We start from the raw sequence: 14,886 nt of genomic DNA, 5'->3' as shown, positions 1-14,886 counted from the left end.
TCGCCATGAGTTTGTTAATAGGCCCGATTCTGCAGTTTCGTGGCATCAATAATAATGTCTACAACGTGTCTGCCCTGGTGGTTTCACCCTTGGGCGAGCCACCTCCCACGGTAAAAGTGCCCAAGGATGTGACTGCCGACACACCCTTGGCCATCGCCGATATCCCGCTGCTCAACCCTAATTCCCGGGTCTGGCGCATCGATTTCAAGGCGGCGCAGGATCAGGCCGTTGCCACCAGTTACACGGTTTCCGTAGACGGTGCGCAGGCCAACTTCGTCGTTCCGGCCAAGGGCCAGTCGCCGCGCATTGCGTATGTGTCGTGCAACGGTTTCTCCGACCCCAAGGAGATGGAGAAGGTAGACCGGAACAACGAGCGTTGGGAGCACATGTGGGGTGCTCACCAGGGCGAGCCCTATCATCTGCTGTTGATGGGCGGCGATCAGGTTTACAGCGACGACATGCGCAGCAGTGTGCCGTCGATGAAAGCATGGTTCGCCAAACCCTTCGCCGACCGGCAAAAGGCTGCTTACACCAAGGTGATCGAAGCCGATCTGGACAAGTTTTTCACCAGGCTCTACCTGGAATGCTGGAAACAGCCCGAGATGGCCAAGGTGTTCGGCGCCATTCCGACGGTGATGATGTGGGATGACCATGACATCATCGATGGCTGGGGTTCCTACGATGAGATATTGCATTCAAGCCCGGTGTTCCAGGGGCTGTTTGCCACAGCCAAACGCTATTTCAGGATTTTCCAGCAGCAACTGATCCAGACGCATCCTCACCTCAAGCCGTCCGCTGATACCCATCCCTGCGCGATTCCCGGAACCGCCGATGGCTTTCACCTGGGGTTCACCGGCCTGGGCGAGTTGGCCTTGCTGGTTCCCGATCTACGCAGCGAACGTGCGCCGGACTTGACCACCCCGCAGGCCCAACAAACCCGGGTTATTTCCCCGGTCAGTTGGGATGCGATTTATGCCTGGCTGGACAAGGTCCCTGCGCACAAGCATCTGTTACTGATGTCGAGTATTCCGGTGGGTTACCTTGATTTACAGGCGGCCGAAAAGGCGCTGGACGTGATGGTGGGGCAACAGGAGCTCGAGGACGATTTACGCGACCACTGGCGAAGCCTGCCGCACCGAAGTGAACGCAAGCGGTTGATCATGCGGCTGCTGGATTTCGCCAAAGCCCAATCATGCAAGGTCACGCTGGTGTCTGGTGACGTTCATGTGGCCGGGGCCTGTGTGATCGAATCGAAGTTGCCCCGGCATGGCAGCGATGGCGCGGGGAAAATCTACCAATTGATTTCCACCGGCGTCGTGCATCCTGCGCCGCCAGTGTTGGCGGTGCACTTTCTGGAGTCCATCGGTGCGAACCAGGAACAGATCGACTACGGCATCACCGGAACCATGTTGCCTGTCGGCGCAAGGGGGCGTTACCTGATCGCCGCTCGAAACTGGCTGGCGATAGAACCGGATGAAGGCGGCAACGGCAAGACCCGACTATGGGCCAACTGGCACGTAGAAGGTCTGAAGCATAGTGTGACGCAGGTGATCGACCCCGTTACATAGCGTTCTGCGGTTCACTTAAGCGATTTCAGCCGCGACGCATTCCTTGTAGCAGCTGCCGAGCTCGCGAGGCTGCGTTCGGCTGCGAAGCAGTCGGTAAATAAGACAATGCGGTGCATCAGATACACCACGGCAGCCGGACTCACGACTGCTTCGCAGCCGAACGCAGCCTCGCAGGCTCGACAGCTGCTACAGATCGCATTACGGCGTAAGTGAACAGAATTACGTTACTAGCGCGTTACCAGGTGCCAGAGATCGAGCCCGGCAGGCTGAGCTTGCCGCTATCGACAAAACGCATGGTGCCGAACGCCCCTCCGGCCAGTTTGCCGTGCAGTACGTAAGGCAGATTGTCCAGTGTCTGCGTCTGACTCAGTCCGAGGGTCTGACGCAGCATCGAGAAGGCCGAAACGCTCACCGGCACCACGATCACTGCTTCGGAGAACCGCGGGATCGAGCCCGACTGATCGCTGACGCCGGAAGCTAGTGGCTGGCCATTAACCTCCAGGTCCAGCGCCACGCCGTTATAGGCGATCGCGGTTTCATTGGGGTTTTGCACGCGCAGTTTTACCGCGAAGCGCACTTCCAGCTCCTGGCTTTGCAGCGGCTCGATACCGACCACGTTGATGTGCAGCGGGTCGCGACTGGGGAACAGGGCGCAGGCGCTCAGAGACAGCAATAGAAGGGATAGGGACAGGGCCAGCAATCTGCGCATGAACATATTCTCGTAAAGAAAAAGGCCGAACCGCTCAAAGCTCGGCCTTCGAGCATTACGGACGGTTCAACTGTGCGACAGCCACAGGTGACGCGGGTTCACCCTTGGCCGCAACATCCGGGTAATGCATCACCTGAAGCACCGAGGCTTCCGGGTCGAACTCGTCTTCTTCCAGCTCGATGAACTCTTCGGGCAGGAAGATATTCAGCACGATAGCGCACAACGCACCGACAGTGATCGGCGATTCGAAGATGTTGTGCAGCGCCTTCGGCAGCTCGCGCAAGACTTCAGGCACCGCCGCGACGCCCAGGCCCATGCCGAGGGAAATCGCCACGATCAGCATGTTGCGCCGATGCAAGCCGGCCTCGGCGAGGATCTTGATCCCGGCCACGGCCACAGTGCCGAACATTACCAGTTCGGCACCGCCGAGCACTGGTTTTGGCATCAGTTGCAGCACCGCGCCGATCATCGGGAACAAGCCCAGCAGCACCAACAGGCCGGCAATGAAAAACGCCACATAACGGCTGGCCACGCCAGTGAGTTGGATCACCGATTTTGGGGCCGCTTCGCCGCTCAGCGGGAGCAAGCTCCCTCGCCACAGAGTGGGAAATTTTTCAAAATCGGCTATAGCTCCTGCCACTTTCTGACAGCAGCCTCTGCTAAGCTCCGGCGACTTCCAGCAAGGAGCCTGCCGACCGTGTCGCGTACCACTCGTTTACTGACCTTGTTACAAGTGCTACGCGGCAAAAGTCGTCCGGTGACTGCCGCGACATTGGCCAGCGAGCTGGAGATTTCCGAACGCACGCTGTACCGCGATATCGCTGAACTCACCGCACTCGGCGCGCCGATTTTTGGCGAGGCGGGGATCGGCTATGTGTTGCGCAGCGGTCTGTTTCTGCCGCCCTTGATGCTCAATGCCGATGAGACCGAAGCCATCGTGCTCGGTTTGCGCTACGTGGATCAGCGGGGTGATGAGGTGTTGAGCAAAGCGGCGGCCGATGCCCTGGCAAAAATCGCCGCGGTGCTCGACCCGACGGCCCAGGACGCCTTGCGCAACCCGACGGTGTTGCCGGGGCCGCCGGGTTGTGGCTATCCGCAAAACGCCGTGCCGTTGAATGTGTTTCGCCAAGCCATCCGCGATCAAGCCAAGTTGCATATCGATTACGCAGACGCCAACCAGGTGCCCAGCCAACGTTTGATCTGGCCACTGGCCCTGGGGTTTCTCAATGAGGTGCGGATCATCGTCGCTTGGTGTGAGTTGCGCAGTGCCTATCGCACGTTCCGCACCGACCGGATCTCCGCCGCCAGTGAACAGGGTGAGCGCTATCCGGGGCGGCGCAGCGACCTGTTGCGCACCTGGCGCAAGCAGATGCAACTGGACGAAGCAGGGCGTTTCACTCCTGACAAGAACTGACACTGGCTTGTTTTAGCATGGCTCCAGAAACAACTCACAAGGAGCCGTAAACATGTCCAATCCAGCCTCTTCACTGGCCCCCGCCATTGCCGCCTACATTGCTGCCGCCAATGCTCGCGACACCTCGAGGGTCGCCAGTTTTTTCGCTGAGGATGCCAACGTGTTCGATGAGGGGCAGCATCAGGTCGGCACGCAAGCCATCGCCCAATGGATGCAAGACACTGCGCAACGTTATCAGCCGCGGGTCGAGGTGCTTGACGTTCAACAGCGCACTGGCAAAGTGCTGGTGCACAACCTGATCTCCGGCACTTTTCCCGGCAGCCCGCTGGAACTGCGCTATATGTTCCGCCTCAATGAACAGGGCAAGATCGCCCGGCTGGACATCTCGCTGTAACCACCGGCCTATGTAGCAGCTGTCGAGCACCGCGACGCAGCTGCTACGGCCCGGGCTTGGCGAGCCGCTATAGAGACGTATACTGCCGCGCATGAATGTCGACTCTCCCTTAACCGCCTGGCAACACGCCATCGAACAGAAGGGCTTCGTCCAGGACGAAGCCCAGGAACATGCCGTGTGGGCGCTGCAAAAATGCCACGAAGCCTTGCAGGAAGGCCGCGCGCCCATCACCGGCGTGTACCTCTGGGGCCCGGTCGGGCGGGGCAAGACCTGGTTGATGGATCAGTTCTATCAAAACCTGCGCGTCCCGGCCCGGCGGCAGCACTTTCACCACTTTATGGGTTGGGTGCATCAGCGCTCCTTCCAGTTGACCGGTACCGCCGACCCGCTGAAGGCCCTGGCCCGCGAGCTGAGCCAGGAAGTGCGGGTGCTGTGTTTCGATGAACTGTTCGTCAACGACATCGGTGACGCGATCATTCTCGGGCGTTTGTTTCAGGTGATGTTCGAGCAGGGCGTGGTGGTGGTCTGCACCTCCAACCAACCGCCGGATCAGCTGTACGCCGATGGCTTCAACCGCGACCGCTTTGTGCCGGCGATTAGCGCGATCAAGCAACACATGCAGGTGATTGCGGTGGACGGTGGAGAAGATCATCGTCTGCACCCCGGCGCCGGCCTGCAGCGTTACTGGGTGAACGTTCCGGGTCAGCCCGGTGCCCTTGGCGACGTGTTCAAGGCCCTGACCGTCGGCCAGACGCTGTCCAGCGATCCGGTGCAGATCGGCTACCGTTCGGTCAATGTCATGCAGGCCAGTCGAACCGTGCTCTGGTGCCGTTACGCCGAGGTCTGCGAGCAGCCTTTTGCCGCCATGGACTTCATGGCCCTGTGCGACACCTTCAGCGCTATTCTGTTGAGTGACGTGCCCAATCTCAGCGCGCAAAAACGTGAAGGGCGCATCGCCCGCGGCACTGAAGACGGTGTCGAGCGGGTGGCGGCGGGGGATCGCGAGTTGCCGCAATTGTCGGTGCATGACGACGGTGTGCGGCGGTTCATTGCCCTGGTGGACGAGTGCTACGACCGCAAGGTGCCGCTGTACCTCGAAGCGCAGGTACCGATGGAGGCGTTGTACACCGAGGGTTATCTGGAATTCCCGTTTCGCCGCACCCTCAGCCGTTTGCAGGAGATGCAGCTAAAACGTTTTGCCGAGGCTTGATGTCCGGAAGAAGGTGCAACGGGGCGAGAGGATCCAGTTGTCGGCACCCTGGCGCTCGCGATAAGGTCGCAGGACCTTTCAGTGCGCAAGAAGCGAACTGGGGCAACTTCATGTGTGATCGAGGGTGGAAATGGAATCCGCAGAAATTCTTGTGCTTCAGGCCAGTTACAGCAACCCGACACATGCCGAGGCGATTTGTCTTGTATTGAACCATTACGCCGAAGACCCGATGGGTGGCGGTAAGTCGTTGCCCACCCATGTGTTGCAACAACTGCCGGGGGAGCTGGCCAAGCGGCCCCATGCCTTCAGTGTATTGGCGTTTGTCGGTGGCGAGCCGGCAGGGCTGGTCAATTGCTTCGAAGGCTTTTCGACCTTTGCCTGTCGGCCATTGGTCAACGTGCACGATGTGGTCGTGGTGTCGAAGTTTCGCGGGTTGGGACTGAGCCAGAAAATGCTGCACAAAGTCGAGGACATCGCACGTCAGCGCGGCTGCTGCAAAATCACCCTGGAAGTGCTGGAGGGCAATCCAGTGGCCCAGGCGTCTTATGGCAAATTCGGTTTTTCACCCGGCATGTTCGACCCGGCGCACGGCCGGATGCTGTTCTGGACCAAAGCGCTTTAGTCCTCCGAGCCATAAAAAAGGGCGTCGATCAGGACGCCCTTAAGTCATTTGTCGGCCCCTCAAAACTACTGCTGAACGACCGCCGGGGCGACAGGCGCGACCTTGGGTTTTATCAGGCTGAAGTCGATCAACGGCCGCTGCTCACGCTCGTAAGGGTTGCCGATCATCAATGGCCGAGGCTTGAAGCTGTCGCTGACCAGGCTTTTGCTGCGGTCCAGTTCATCGAAACTCAGGCCGGCCAGATCCGCCCAGGTGTGAATCAGCTGGGAGCTGCTGTACGGCCGACCCAGATCAGCGGCAAAACTCCAGTCATGGGTTTCGCGCCATTTCGGCGAGGCCCAGGCCACGAATGGAATGGTGTACATCGGCGCGGTCGGCTTGTTCTCGTTGCGGCCCAGGGTGTTGTGGCCAGCGGAGTCGAACACGTCTTCGCCGTGGTCGGAGAGGTACAGCAGGAAGCCGTTTGGATCGGTCTTGGCGTAGTCCTTGATCAGGCTCGAGACCACGAAGTCGTTGTACAGCACCGCGTTGTCATAGCTGTTGTACGTCGGCACTTGATCATCACGCACGCCGTCCGGCACGCCTTTGCGGTCGGTGAACTTGTTGAACGTCGGCGGGTAACGGTACTGGTAGCTCATGTGCGTGCCGAGCAAATGCACGACGATCAGTTTGCGTGGCGCCGCATCGGCCAGCGCCTTGTTGAACGGCTCGATCACATCGCCATCGTACTGGGCGGCGTTCTGGTTGCGGTTGTTGTTCAGGTACGCCTGCTCGTCGGCCTGTTCAGAGAAGGTCGTGAGCATGGTGTTGCGCTTGGTCATGGTCTGCTGGTTGGTGATCCAGAAGGTTTTGTAACCCGCCTGTTTCATCATGCTGACCAATGACGGCGTCGTCAGGTAGAGGTCCGGGTTTTCTTCGTCGGCGAACGTCAGCACCTGCTGCAGCGCTTCGATGGTGTAGGGGCGTGGGGTAATGACGTTATTGAAAACCGCCAGTTGGTCCTTGAGCTTATCCAGTTCCGGGGTGGTTTCCCGCGGGTAGCCATACAGGCTCATACGCTGACGGTTGGTGGACTCGCCGATCACCAGCACCAGGGTCGCCGGCTGATTGGCCATCGAGTCGGTTAAGTTCTTCAGCGGCGGGATTTTGCTGGCGCTGTCGAGCATGCCTTGCATGCTGCCCAGGGTCCCGAGGTAACGGTGATAGGCCACGGCCATCTGCCATGGCACCGCGGGCTCGATGCGGGTTTCGAATTTCTCGAAGCCTTCCGCCAGGCTGCCGGTGTGCGCGGTCTGCTTGATCAGCGGGTAACCGATCACGGCCAGCACGATCGCCGTCGCTGCGATCAGCGCCTGGACGCGTGGCGGGTACACCGGACGCACGCGGGTCCAAAGGAAGTACGCGAATGCAGTGTGGGCGAGGAACGCCAGCACCATCCACCAGGCAAAATACTGCGTCAGGTATTCGCCGGCTTCAGACACGTTCGATTCGAACATGATGAAGATGACGCTCTGGGAAAATTCCTGCTGATAGATGAAGAAATAACCCAGGCTGGCCATCGAACAGGCCCACAGCACCACACCGATCAGCGCGGACATCACACGGGTTTGTCTGGGGAACAACAGCATCGGCGCGAGCCAAATGGCGCTCATCACAAAAGCCTGGCGGAACCCGCTAAAACCGGAGGTGCCCGTCAGTTGAATCAGTAGTTGGGTGATACCGGAGAAATACCAGAAGAACAGAAATAACCAGAGTAATCCTGCCCAATCAAAACCATTCGCAGACGTTTTGCTGCGTTTAAGCAAAGCCATTCAACACTCCAGCCTGATGATCGGCCGTCGGCACTCTCCTTGTCGCAGACGAACGGATGCCGCTCGCAAAGCAAGCAGCCACAAAGGGCCGGAGTATCGCCAAGCAAGTGTGAAAACTTTGTGAGTTGTCGCAGCGGACAGGATTGCAGCGAGTCAGAAACAGCGCTGGGCCGCTTCCGACTCAAGCGAGGAGATCAGGCGTGAGGAGCACGTTGGGTGACGGGCAAGGGCTGAGCCTGATTGCCTTGGGTCAGCAGGCGCAATTGCGCAACTTCCCGCTTCAACTGATCGCGCTCCTCTTTCAACTGGCGCAGTTCATCGCGACGGATCGTGACGTAAAGGGTTTGTGCTGGCAGTGCTGTGTGTACGGTGCCCATTGCTCACCTCGCAAATGGCGGTATCAACTGTAAGTCGACTCCCGAAATCGGGTGCTCACTTACTATCGGCGCCAATTTTGATTTCTTTTGCCCCTGAAGGGAACTTTTTTATTTTTCATGGTCGTTGTGTCTTCGGCACGATTCCCGACGTTATCAGTCTGGATCGGGCACAATGCCCGGAAACTTCATCCCGCCGCTCTGGACTAACCTTCACTAGTCGCGTTGGGCTATAACCTTAGACACACTTTATTTGTAGTAGGGAGCATCAGTACATGCAACTCGGGATTATTGGACTGGGCCGCATGGGCGGTAATATTGCGCGGCGCCTGATGCTCAACGGGCACACCACCGTTGTTTACGACCGCAATACCGCTTTTGTCGATACCCTGGCCGAAGAGGGCGCCACCGGCGTCGCCGACTTGCCAGCCCTGGTCGCTGGCCTGGCCAAGCCGCGCGCGGTGTGGGTCATGCTGCCCGCCGGCGCACCGACCGAAGACACCATCGACACACTGAGCACCTTGCTTGAAGCGGGCGATACCATCATTGATGGCGGCAACACCTTCTATAAGGACGATATCCGTCGGGCCAAAACCCTGTCGGAAAAAGGTCTGCATTACATCGACGTCGGCACCTCCGGCGGCGTCTGGGGCCTGGAACGTGGCTACTGCATGATGATCGGCGGCGATGCCGAGACGGTTAAGCGTCTTGACCCGTTGTTCGAGTCCCTGGCCCCGGGTATGGGCGACATTCCGCGCACCAAGGATCGCAAGTCCGATGACGATCGCGCCGAGCGCGGTTACATCCACGCAGGCCCCGCCGGCGCCGGCCACTTCGTCAAGATGATCCATAACGGCATCGAATACGGAATGATGCAGGCCTTCGCCGAAGGCTTCGACATCCTCAAGACCAAAGCCAGCACCAACCTGCCGGAAGATCAGCGTTTCGACCTGAACGTGGCCGACATCGCCGAAGTCTGGCGTCGTGGCAGCGTGGTCTCGTCCTGGCTGCTTGACCTGACCGCCGATGCGCTGGCGTCCGATCCGAAACTCGACGGCTACTCGGGTGAAGTGGCGGACAGCGGTGAAGGGCGCTGGACCATCGAAGCCGCCATGGAACAAGCGGTGCCGGTACCGGTGCTGTCGAACTCGCTGTTCTCTCGCTACCGTTCGCGCGGGCAAGGCAACTTTGGCGACAAGATTCTCTCGGCCCAGCGCTTCGGCTTCGGCGGCCATGTGGAGACTGCGAAAAAATGACCCACGTGATCCGCAGGAAATCCAAGGCAGAACCCGCACCGCCCACCACGCTGTTTTTGTTCGGTGCCCATGGTGATCTGGTCAAGCGCCTGCTGATGCCGGCGCTGTACAACCTGAGTCGCGATGGTTTGCTGGGGAATGGACTGCGGATCGTCGGCGTTGATCACAACGCCATCAGTGACGAAGCCTTTGCCAAAAAACTCGAAGATTTCATTCGGGCGGAAGTGGCAGCCAAGGTCGGCAAGGGCGATCACGCCCTTGATCCGGCGTTGTGGGCCAAATTGGCCAAACACATCAGCTACGTCCAGGGCGATTTCCTGGATGAGCGCACTTATGACGCGCTGGCGGCGAAAATCGACGCCAGCGGCACCGGCAACGCCGTTTTCTACCTGGCCACCGCTCCGCGCTTTTTCAGTGAAGTGGTGCGACGTCTCGGGGCTGCCGGATTGTTGCAAGAAGCCCCTGAAGCGTTCAGAAGGGTGGTGATCGAAAAGCCTTTCGGCTCGGATCTGTATACCGCCGAAGCCTTGAACGCGTGCTTGCTCAAAGTGATGACGGAAAAGCAGATCTACCGGATCGATCACTATCTGGGCAAGGAAACCGTGCAGAACATTCTGGTCAGCCGGTTCTCCAACAGCCTGTTCGAAGCCTTCTGGAACAACCATTACATCGACCACGTACAAATCACCGCCGCTGAAACCGTCGGCGTTGAAACCCGTGGCAGTTTTTATGAGGTCACCGGCGCCCTGCGGGACATGGTGCCTAATCACCTGTTCCAATTATTGGCGATGGTCGCCATGGAACCGCCGGCGGCGTTTGGCGCCGATGCGGTACGTGGCGAGAAGGCCAAAGTGATCGGCGCGATTCGCCCCTGGTCGATCGAGGAAGCGCGAGCCAACTCAGTGCGCGGCCAATACACCGCCGGCGAGATCGATGGCAATCGGTTGCCCGGTTATCGTCAGGAAACCAACGTCGCGCCCGACAGCACCACTGAAACCTATGTCGCGCTCAAAGTGATGATCGACAACTGGCGCTGGGTCGGTGTGCCGTTCTACCTGCGTACCGGCAAGCGCATGAGCGTGCGCGACACCGAGATCGTCATTTGCTTCAAGCCGGCGCCGTATGCGCAGTTCCGTGACACCGAGGTCGAAGAATTGCAGCCGACCTACCTGCGGATCCAGATCCAGCCCAACGAAGGCATGTGGTTCGACCTGCTGGCCAAACGGCCGGGACCGGCGTTGAACATGGCCAATATCGAGCTGGGCTTTGCCTACAAGGATTTCTTTGAAATGCAGCCTTCCACCGGCTACGAAACCTTGATCTACGATTGCCTCACCGGCGATCAGACGCTGTTCCAGCGTGCCGACAACATCGAGAACGGCTGGCGCGTCGTGCAGCCGTTCCTCGACGCCTGGCAGCAGGATGCAACCGTGGAGAGCTATGCAGCCGGCGAAGACGGACCCAAGACCGCTGACGAACTGCTGACCCGCGACGGTCGCGTCTGGCACAGCCTCGGATGATGGACGTCACGCAACAACCCATCCGTTTTCTGCTCAGTGACATGGACGGCACCTTGTTGCTGCCCGATCACAGCCTCAGCCAGCGCACCATCGATGCCGTTCGCGCCTTGCGTGACGCCGGCGTGCTGTTCAGCCTGGCCACCGGGCGTCCACCTAAAGCCATGTTGCAGCAGATCGAAGCCCTGGGCGTTGATCTGCCGACGGCGGCGTTCAATGGCGGCACGATCGTCAACCCGGATGGCAGTTTGCTGGTGGCGCATTATTTGCCGGCAACCGCAGCGCTGACGGCGCTGGCACTGTTTGCCGATCAGCCGGACATTGAAGTCTGGGTGTTCAGCGGTGGTGACTGGCTGTTGAAGGATCCGTACGGCCCGATGGTCCCGCGAGAGCAACATGGCCTGGGTTATCCGCCGGTGGTGGTCGAGAGTTTCGAGCCTTGCCTGGCACGCATCGACAAGATCGTCGCTGCCAGCAACAACACCGAACTGTTGATCGAGCTGGAGGCGCGGTTGCTGCCCAAGGTCGAAGGGCAGGCGCAGGTGTCGCGTTCGCAACCGGTCTATCTGGATGTGACGGCGGTGCAGGCCAACAAGGGCGCGGCACTGGCGACGCTGGCCGAGTTTCTCGGGGTGTCGCTGGAACAGACCGCCGCCATGGGCGACGGCGGCAATGACCCGGCGATGTTTCATCGTGCCGGGCTGTCGATCGCCATGGGGCAGGCGGAAGAGGCGGTGAAGCGTCAGGCCGACGTGGTGACCGGGGCCAATACCGAAGACGGCGCGGCCCAGGCGATCGAGCGATACATCCTCCCTCGATAAGCACACAAAACCAATGTGGGAGCGAGCAGGCCCGCTCTCACATTTTTGTTCTGGGTTACAGCCAGTAACTTACCGCGTACCAGCCAAGCCCTCCCATCACCACGGTGTATGGCAGCGCCATCCACACCATCCGCCCGTACGACAGACGAATCAGCGGTGCAATCGCCGAGGTCAGCAGGAACAGGAACGCCGCCTGACCATTAGGCGTCGCCACGCTCGGCAGGTTGGTCCCGGTATTGATCGCAATCGCCAGGGTTTCAAAGTGCTCGCGGCTCATGTGGCCGGAGATGAATGCCTGTTTTATTTCGGTGATGTAAATGGTCGCCACGAACACGTTGTCGCTGATGGCCGACAGCAAGCCGTTGGCAATAAACAGCATGCCCGGCTGTTGGTCCGCCGGCAGCGTCAATACCCACTGGATCAGCGGCGCGAACAGCTGCTGATCGTGAATCACCGCCACCACGGCGAAAAATACCACCAGCAGCGAGGTGAACGGCATGGCGTCCTTGAAGGCGGTGCCGAGGCGGTGTTCGTCAGTGATACCGGTAAACGCGGTGATCAGCACGATCACCATCAAGCCGATCAGGCCGACTTCGGCGATGTGAAACGCCAGCCCGGCAATCAGAATCAGTGCCGCCGCCCCTTGAACCAGCAGCGCAGCGCGCTGACGCGAAGTACGCTCGGCGTTGTCTTCAGCGGCGTAGTTGGCCAGCACCGCACGCACGTTGTCCGGCAGCAGCGTGCCATAACCGAACCAGCGCAGTTTCTCCAGCAGTACGCAGGTCACCAGGCCCGCTGCCAGCACCGGCAACGACACCGGGGCGATCTTCAGAAAGAACTCGGCGAAGTGCCAGCCCATCTCATGGCCGATCAGCAGGTTTTGCGGCTCGCCAACCAGCGTGCAAACGCCACCCAACGCTGTGCCGACCGCGCCGTGCATCAGCAGGCTGCGCAGGAGGGCGCGGAATTGTTCGAGGTCGGCATGGTGCAATGTCGGTAACTGCCGGTCATCGCCGAACTCACTGTCCTGACGCGGATCGTTGCCCGAGGCAACGCGGTGATACACCGAGTAAAACCCCACGGCCGCGCTGATGATGACCGCGGTCACGGTCAATGCATCGAGAAACGCCGAGAGAAACGCTGACAGGAAACAGAACATCAACGCCAGCAGCGCCTTGGAGCGAACTCCCAGCAGCAGGCGCGAGAACAGAAACAGCAGCAGGTCCTTCATGAAGTAGATGCCCGCCACCATGAACATCAGCAGCAGGATCACCGGGAAGTTGTGCACCAGTTCGTCATAGAGCGCCTGGGGCGTGGTCATTTTCAGCAGCAGAGCTTCGATCAGCAGCAACCCGCCGGGCATCAGCGGGTAACACTTGAGCGCCATGGCCAGGGTGAAGATGAACTCCAGCACCAACAACCAGCCGGCCGCCACCGGACCGATCGTCCACAACACCAGGGCGTTGAGAATCAGGAATCCGATAATGCTGGCTTTGTACCAGCGGGGTGAATGCCCAAGAAAATTGTGTGCGAAGGCCTGGGCCATTGAGCCGGACATCGGCTACTCCTTGTATTAAGAAGCGCGCAACTTGCCGTAAGCGGAAGGGAAGATCAAGTGCAGGGAACTAGGGTTGATAGCGGGCGACGACGGCGCGGTAGTTGCCATCCAGTGAATAGCCGCCGACGACGATGCAACCATCGGCCTGCACGGCCAATGCAGTGGCGGTGTCCGGGCCTCGACTCAGGCGTGTGCGGACCCAGCCCATGCCATTGGCGAAGCTGCGATCCAGCGCCCCATTGGGTAAGTACCGGGCGAGAATGAAATCGCCTTCGAGCCCGCCGCCCGTCGCTCCGACCGTCAGCACACAGTCGTCCGGTTGTATCTGGGCGGCGGTCCACTGGCAGCCGCTGTGGCTGATTTCCAACAGTTGTGGCTGGCCGCTATTGCAATGCATGTCAGGTCGGCCGTTGCTGTGAACGTTCAGGGCGAGGCAGTGCATCGGGTCGCGACTGCTGCCAAAACAATGCAAATCACCATTTTCGTGCTGGACGATCTGGCAGACCTGGGCACTCTGACCCCAGGCCTTGAAGGTCATGAAGCCATCCACGGCGAAGCCGTCATCCAACTGGCCATCGGCGTGATAACGCGCCAGCAAACCTTCCTCGGGGAAGTTGATCGATCCGCCCACCAGGATTCGGCCGTCATGTTGCACCATCAGACTGTTCAGCCAGGTGTTCATCAATAAGTGCCGGACCATGACAAAGCCACGACCATTGAAGGTGCTGTCCAGCGAGCCGTCGGCATTGAGTCGAATCAGCATGCCGACGTGATCGGTCAATTCAAAGTGATGATTGGCCAGCAGCAGGATTCGACCATCGTCCTGCACCCAGATATCACAGGCCTCGGTACCCGGTACGCCGGGTGGTAACCAGGCGTCGCGAGCGCCTTCGGAAAGCTTCCCCGGCAGGCGCACCACGCAGCGGCCGTGCTCACCAAAACCCTGTATCGGGCAGCCTCGTTGATCAAACATCGCCACGGTGGGCAACGTACGATGAGCATTTTCGTAGTGCAGGCCGGCCACCAGAATGTTCCCGTCGGCCAGCACCCGCACTGTGCCCGCCATGGCCTCGTAGCCGTGGGCGAATTGCCCGATGACGCTGCCTTGTTTGCCGAAGGCCAGATCCGCCGAACCATCCTCACGCAGGCGGGCCAGGCCAAAGCGGCTGCCACCTGGCGTGCCGACCTTGGCTACCACCAATATTCGGCCGGTGTGGTCAATCGCCACGCCATTGACCCTGCTGGAGGTACTGCCGGCGAAATACACTTGAGTCTTGCCGCTGCCGGCGAAATGGCTATCGAGTTGCCCGGCGTCTTTCACCGCTGCCGGTATGGCAAAAGCAGTCTGGAGTGACATGCACGCATCTCCTTGCCAGTCGTCCTTGTCCGGGTGCCCGGAGGTTGACTGCATGAGAAGAACATTCAATCCCTGAATGCGATGATGCGCAACTGCCATTACGCTCGGGAGGAGCGGCGTTTTGTGCCAGAACAGTGTCTTCTCGATCCACTGACAAGCCTGCCAAGTAATCTGGCGGCTAGAAGTTGGAAAACGAAAATGGCGTTATGCAGCTGACCGTAGAAAACCGTCAACTAAGGAGAAGAAGGGACGCGGATTACCGGGCGGTAATCCGC

General features: G+C 59.7%; 13 protein-coding genes and 1 pseudogene. 8 read left to right on the top strand and 6 right to left on the bottom strand.

The genetic code is table 11. The annotated features are described in order from the left end of the window. The first annotated feature begins 5 nt into the window (after positions 1-5). On the top strand, positions 6-1,568 hold the full coding sequence (locus tag AC07VO_RS02560; protein ID WP_192350635.1) for an alkaline phosphatase D family protein: 1,563 nt from the start codon (positions 6-8) through the stop codon (positions 1,566-1,568). 235 nt (positions 1,569-1,803) lie between these two features. Here AC07VO_RS02560 and AC07VO_RS02555 read toward each other — a convergent pair whose 3' ends face one another. Together AC07VO_RS02555 and AC07VO_RS02550 are read right to left on the bottom strand one after the other, a co-directional pair. Beyond that, positions 1,804-2,277, bottom strand: coding sequence for an LEA/WHy family protein (locus AC07VO_RS02555; protein ID WP_086946164.1), 474 nt, complete (start codon positions 2,275-2,277; stop codon positions 1,804-1,806). A gap of 55 nt (positions 2,278-2,332) precedes the next feature. Then, positions 2,333-2,833 (bottom strand): annotated as a pseudogene (locus AC07VO_RS02550) (solute carrier family 23 protein); the annotation flags it as partial. A 141-nt stretch (positions 2,834-2,974) separates the two neighbouring features. On the opposite strand from AC07VO_RS02550, the gene AC07VO_RS02545 reads away from it, so the two are divergent. From AC07VO_RS02545 to AC07VO_RS02530, 4 genes are all read left to right on the top strand, one after another. After that, a complete protein-coding gene (locus tag AC07VO_RS02545; RefSeq protein ID WP_018926092.1) occupies positions 2,975-3,691 on the top strand; it encodes a helix-turn-helix transcriptional regulator in 717 nt (238 codons plus the stop codon). Between the two features lie 52 nt (positions 3,692-3,743). Continuing rightward, complete coding sequence (locus tag AC07VO_RS02540) at positions 3,744-4,085, top strand: nuclear transport factor 2 family protein (RefSeq protein WP_008010768.1); 342 nt, start codon at positions 3,744-3,746, stop codon at positions 4,083-4,085. A 91-nt stretch (positions 4,086-4,176) separates the two neighbouring features. Further along, complete coding sequence (gene zapE, locus AC07VO_RS02535; protein WP_192350633.1) at positions 4,177-5,295, top strand: cell division protein ZapE; 1,119 nt, start codon at positions 4,177-4,179, stop codon at positions 5,293-5,295. A 130-nt stretch (positions 5,296-5,425) separates the two neighbouring features. Beyond that, complete coding sequence (locus tag AC07VO_RS02530; RefSeq protein WP_018926090.1) at positions 5,426-5,917, top strand: GNAT family N-acetyltransferase; 492 nt, start codon at positions 5,426-5,428, stop codon at positions 5,915-5,917. A 65-nt stretch (positions 5,918-5,982) separates the two neighbouring features. On the opposite strand, the gene AC07VO_RS02525 is transcribed toward AC07VO_RS02530, so the two are convergent. Together AC07VO_RS02525 and AC07VO_RS02520 are read right to left on the bottom strand one after the other, a co-directional pair. After that, the gene (locus AC07VO_RS02525; protein WP_192350631.1) at positions 5,983-7,728 is read right to left on the bottom strand and encodes a phosphoethanolamine transferase CptA; all 1,746 of its coding nucleotides are present in this window, start codon (positions 7,726-7,728) and stop codon (positions 5,983-5,985) included. 194 nt (positions 7,729-7,922) lie between these two features. Continuing rightward, positions 7,923-8,105, bottom strand: coding sequence for a DUF6026 family protein (locus tag AC07VO_RS02520; protein ID WP_018926088.1), 183 nt, complete (start codon positions 8,103-8,105; stop codon positions 7,923-7,925). 272 nt (positions 8,106-8,377) lie between these two features. Here AC07VO_RS02520 and gnd point away from each other — a divergent pair, with 272 nt between their 5' ends. From gnd to AC07VO_RS02505, 3 genes are read left to right on the top strand one after another with little or no spacing between them, the layout of a single operon-like run. Further along, positions 8,378-9,358 (top strand): phosphogluconate dehydrogenase (NAD(+)-dependent, decarboxylating), encoded by a 981-nt coding sequence (gnd, locus tag AC07VO_RS02515; protein WP_018926087.1) that lies wholly within the window; start codon positions 8,378-8,380, stop codon positions 9,356-9,358. Beyond that, positions 9,355-10,878: a glucose-6-phosphate dehydrogenase gene (gene zwf / locus AC07VO_RS02510; protein ID WP_018926086.1), complete on the top strand. Its 1,524-nt coding sequence runs from the start codon at positions 9,355-9,357 to the stop codon at positions 10,876-10,878. Before gnd ends, zwf begins: the two co-directional genes overlap by 4 nt. After that, positions 10,875-11,696, top strand: coding sequence for a Cof-type HAD-IIB family hydrolase (locus AC07VO_RS02505; protein WP_192350629.1), 822 nt, complete (start codon positions 10,875-10,877; stop codon positions 11,694-11,696). The genes zwf and AC07VO_RS02505 overlap by 4 nt, the downstream gene beginning before the upstream one ends. Positions 11,697-11,751: 55 nt before the next feature. Here the strand turns inward: AC07VO_RS02505 and nhaB are convergent, their stop codons facing one another. Together nhaB and AC07VO_RS02495 are read right to left on the bottom strand one after the other, a co-directional pair. Continuing rightward, entirely contained in the window at positions 11,752-13,254 is a 1,503-nt protein-coding gene (gene nhaB / locus AC07VO_RS02500; RefSeq protein ID WP_495007471.1) for a sodium/proton antiporter NhaB, read from the bottom strand. Positions 13,255-13,321: 67 nt separating this feature from the next. Further along, positions 13,322-14,611, bottom strand: coding sequence for a hypothetical protein (locus AC07VO_RS02495; RefSeq protein WP_495007470.1), 1,290 nt, complete (start codon positions 14,609-14,611; stop codon positions 13,322-13,324). Between the last annotated feature and the right edge of the window lie 275 nt (positions 14,612-14,886).

It is taken from the genome of Pseudomonas sp. GW821-FHT03E01 (assembly GCF_059420765.1).
The sequence above is the reverse complement of the archived record's forward strand: the minus strand, read 5'-3'. Positions and strand labels throughout refer to the sequence as shown.

Excerpts from the sequence above, each read along its gene's own strand:
- nhaB (WP_495007471.1), bottom strand. The coding sequence starts at position 13,254 with ATGTCCGGCTCAATGGCCCAGGCCTTCGCACACAATTTTCTTGGGCAT.
- zapE (WP_192350633.1), top strand. The coding sequence starts at position 4,177 with ATGAATGTCGACTCTCCCTTAACCGCCTGGCAACACGCCATCGAACAG.
- zwf (WP_018926086.1), top strand. The coding sequence starts at position 9,355 with ATGACCCACGTGATCCGCAGGAAATCCAAGGCAGAACCCGCACCGCCC.
- AC07VO_RS02530 (WP_018926090.1), top strand. The coding sequence starts at position 5,426 with ATGGAATCCGCAGAAATTCTTGTGCTTCAGGCCAGTTACAGCAACCCG.
- AC07VO_RS02540 (WP_008010768.1), top strand. The coding sequence starts at position 3,744 with ATGTCCAATCCAGCCTCTTCACTGGCCCCCGCCATTGCCGCCTACATT.
- AC07VO_RS02505 (WP_192350629.1), top strand. The coding sequence starts at position 10,875 with ATGATGGACGTCACGCAACAACCCATCCGTTTTCTGCTCAGTGACATG.
- AC07VO_RS02525 (WP_192350631.1), bottom strand. The coding sequence starts at position 7,728 with ATGGCTTTGCTTAAACGCAGCAAAACGTCTGCGAATGGTTTTGATTGG.
- AC07VO_RS02555 (WP_086946164.1), bottom strand. The coding sequence starts at position 2,277 with ATGCGCAGATTGCTGGCCCTGTCCCTATCCCTTCTATTGCTGTCTCTG.
- gnd (WP_018926087.1), top strand. The coding sequence starts at position 8,378 with ATGCAACTCGGGATTATTGGACTGGGCCGCATGGGCGGTAATATTGCG.
- AC07VO_RS02520 (WP_018926088.1), bottom strand. The coding sequence starts at position 8,105 with ATGGGCACCGTACACACAGCACTGCCAGCACAAACCCTTTACGTCACG.
- AC07VO_RS02560 (WP_192350635.1), top strand. The coding sequence starts at position 6 with ATGAGTTTGTTAATAGGCCCGATTCTGCAGTTTCGTGGCATCAATAAT.
- AC07VO_RS02495 (WP_495007470.1), bottom strand. The coding sequence starts at position 14,611 with ATGTCACTCCAGACTGCTTTTGCCATACCGGCAGCGGTGAAAGACGCC.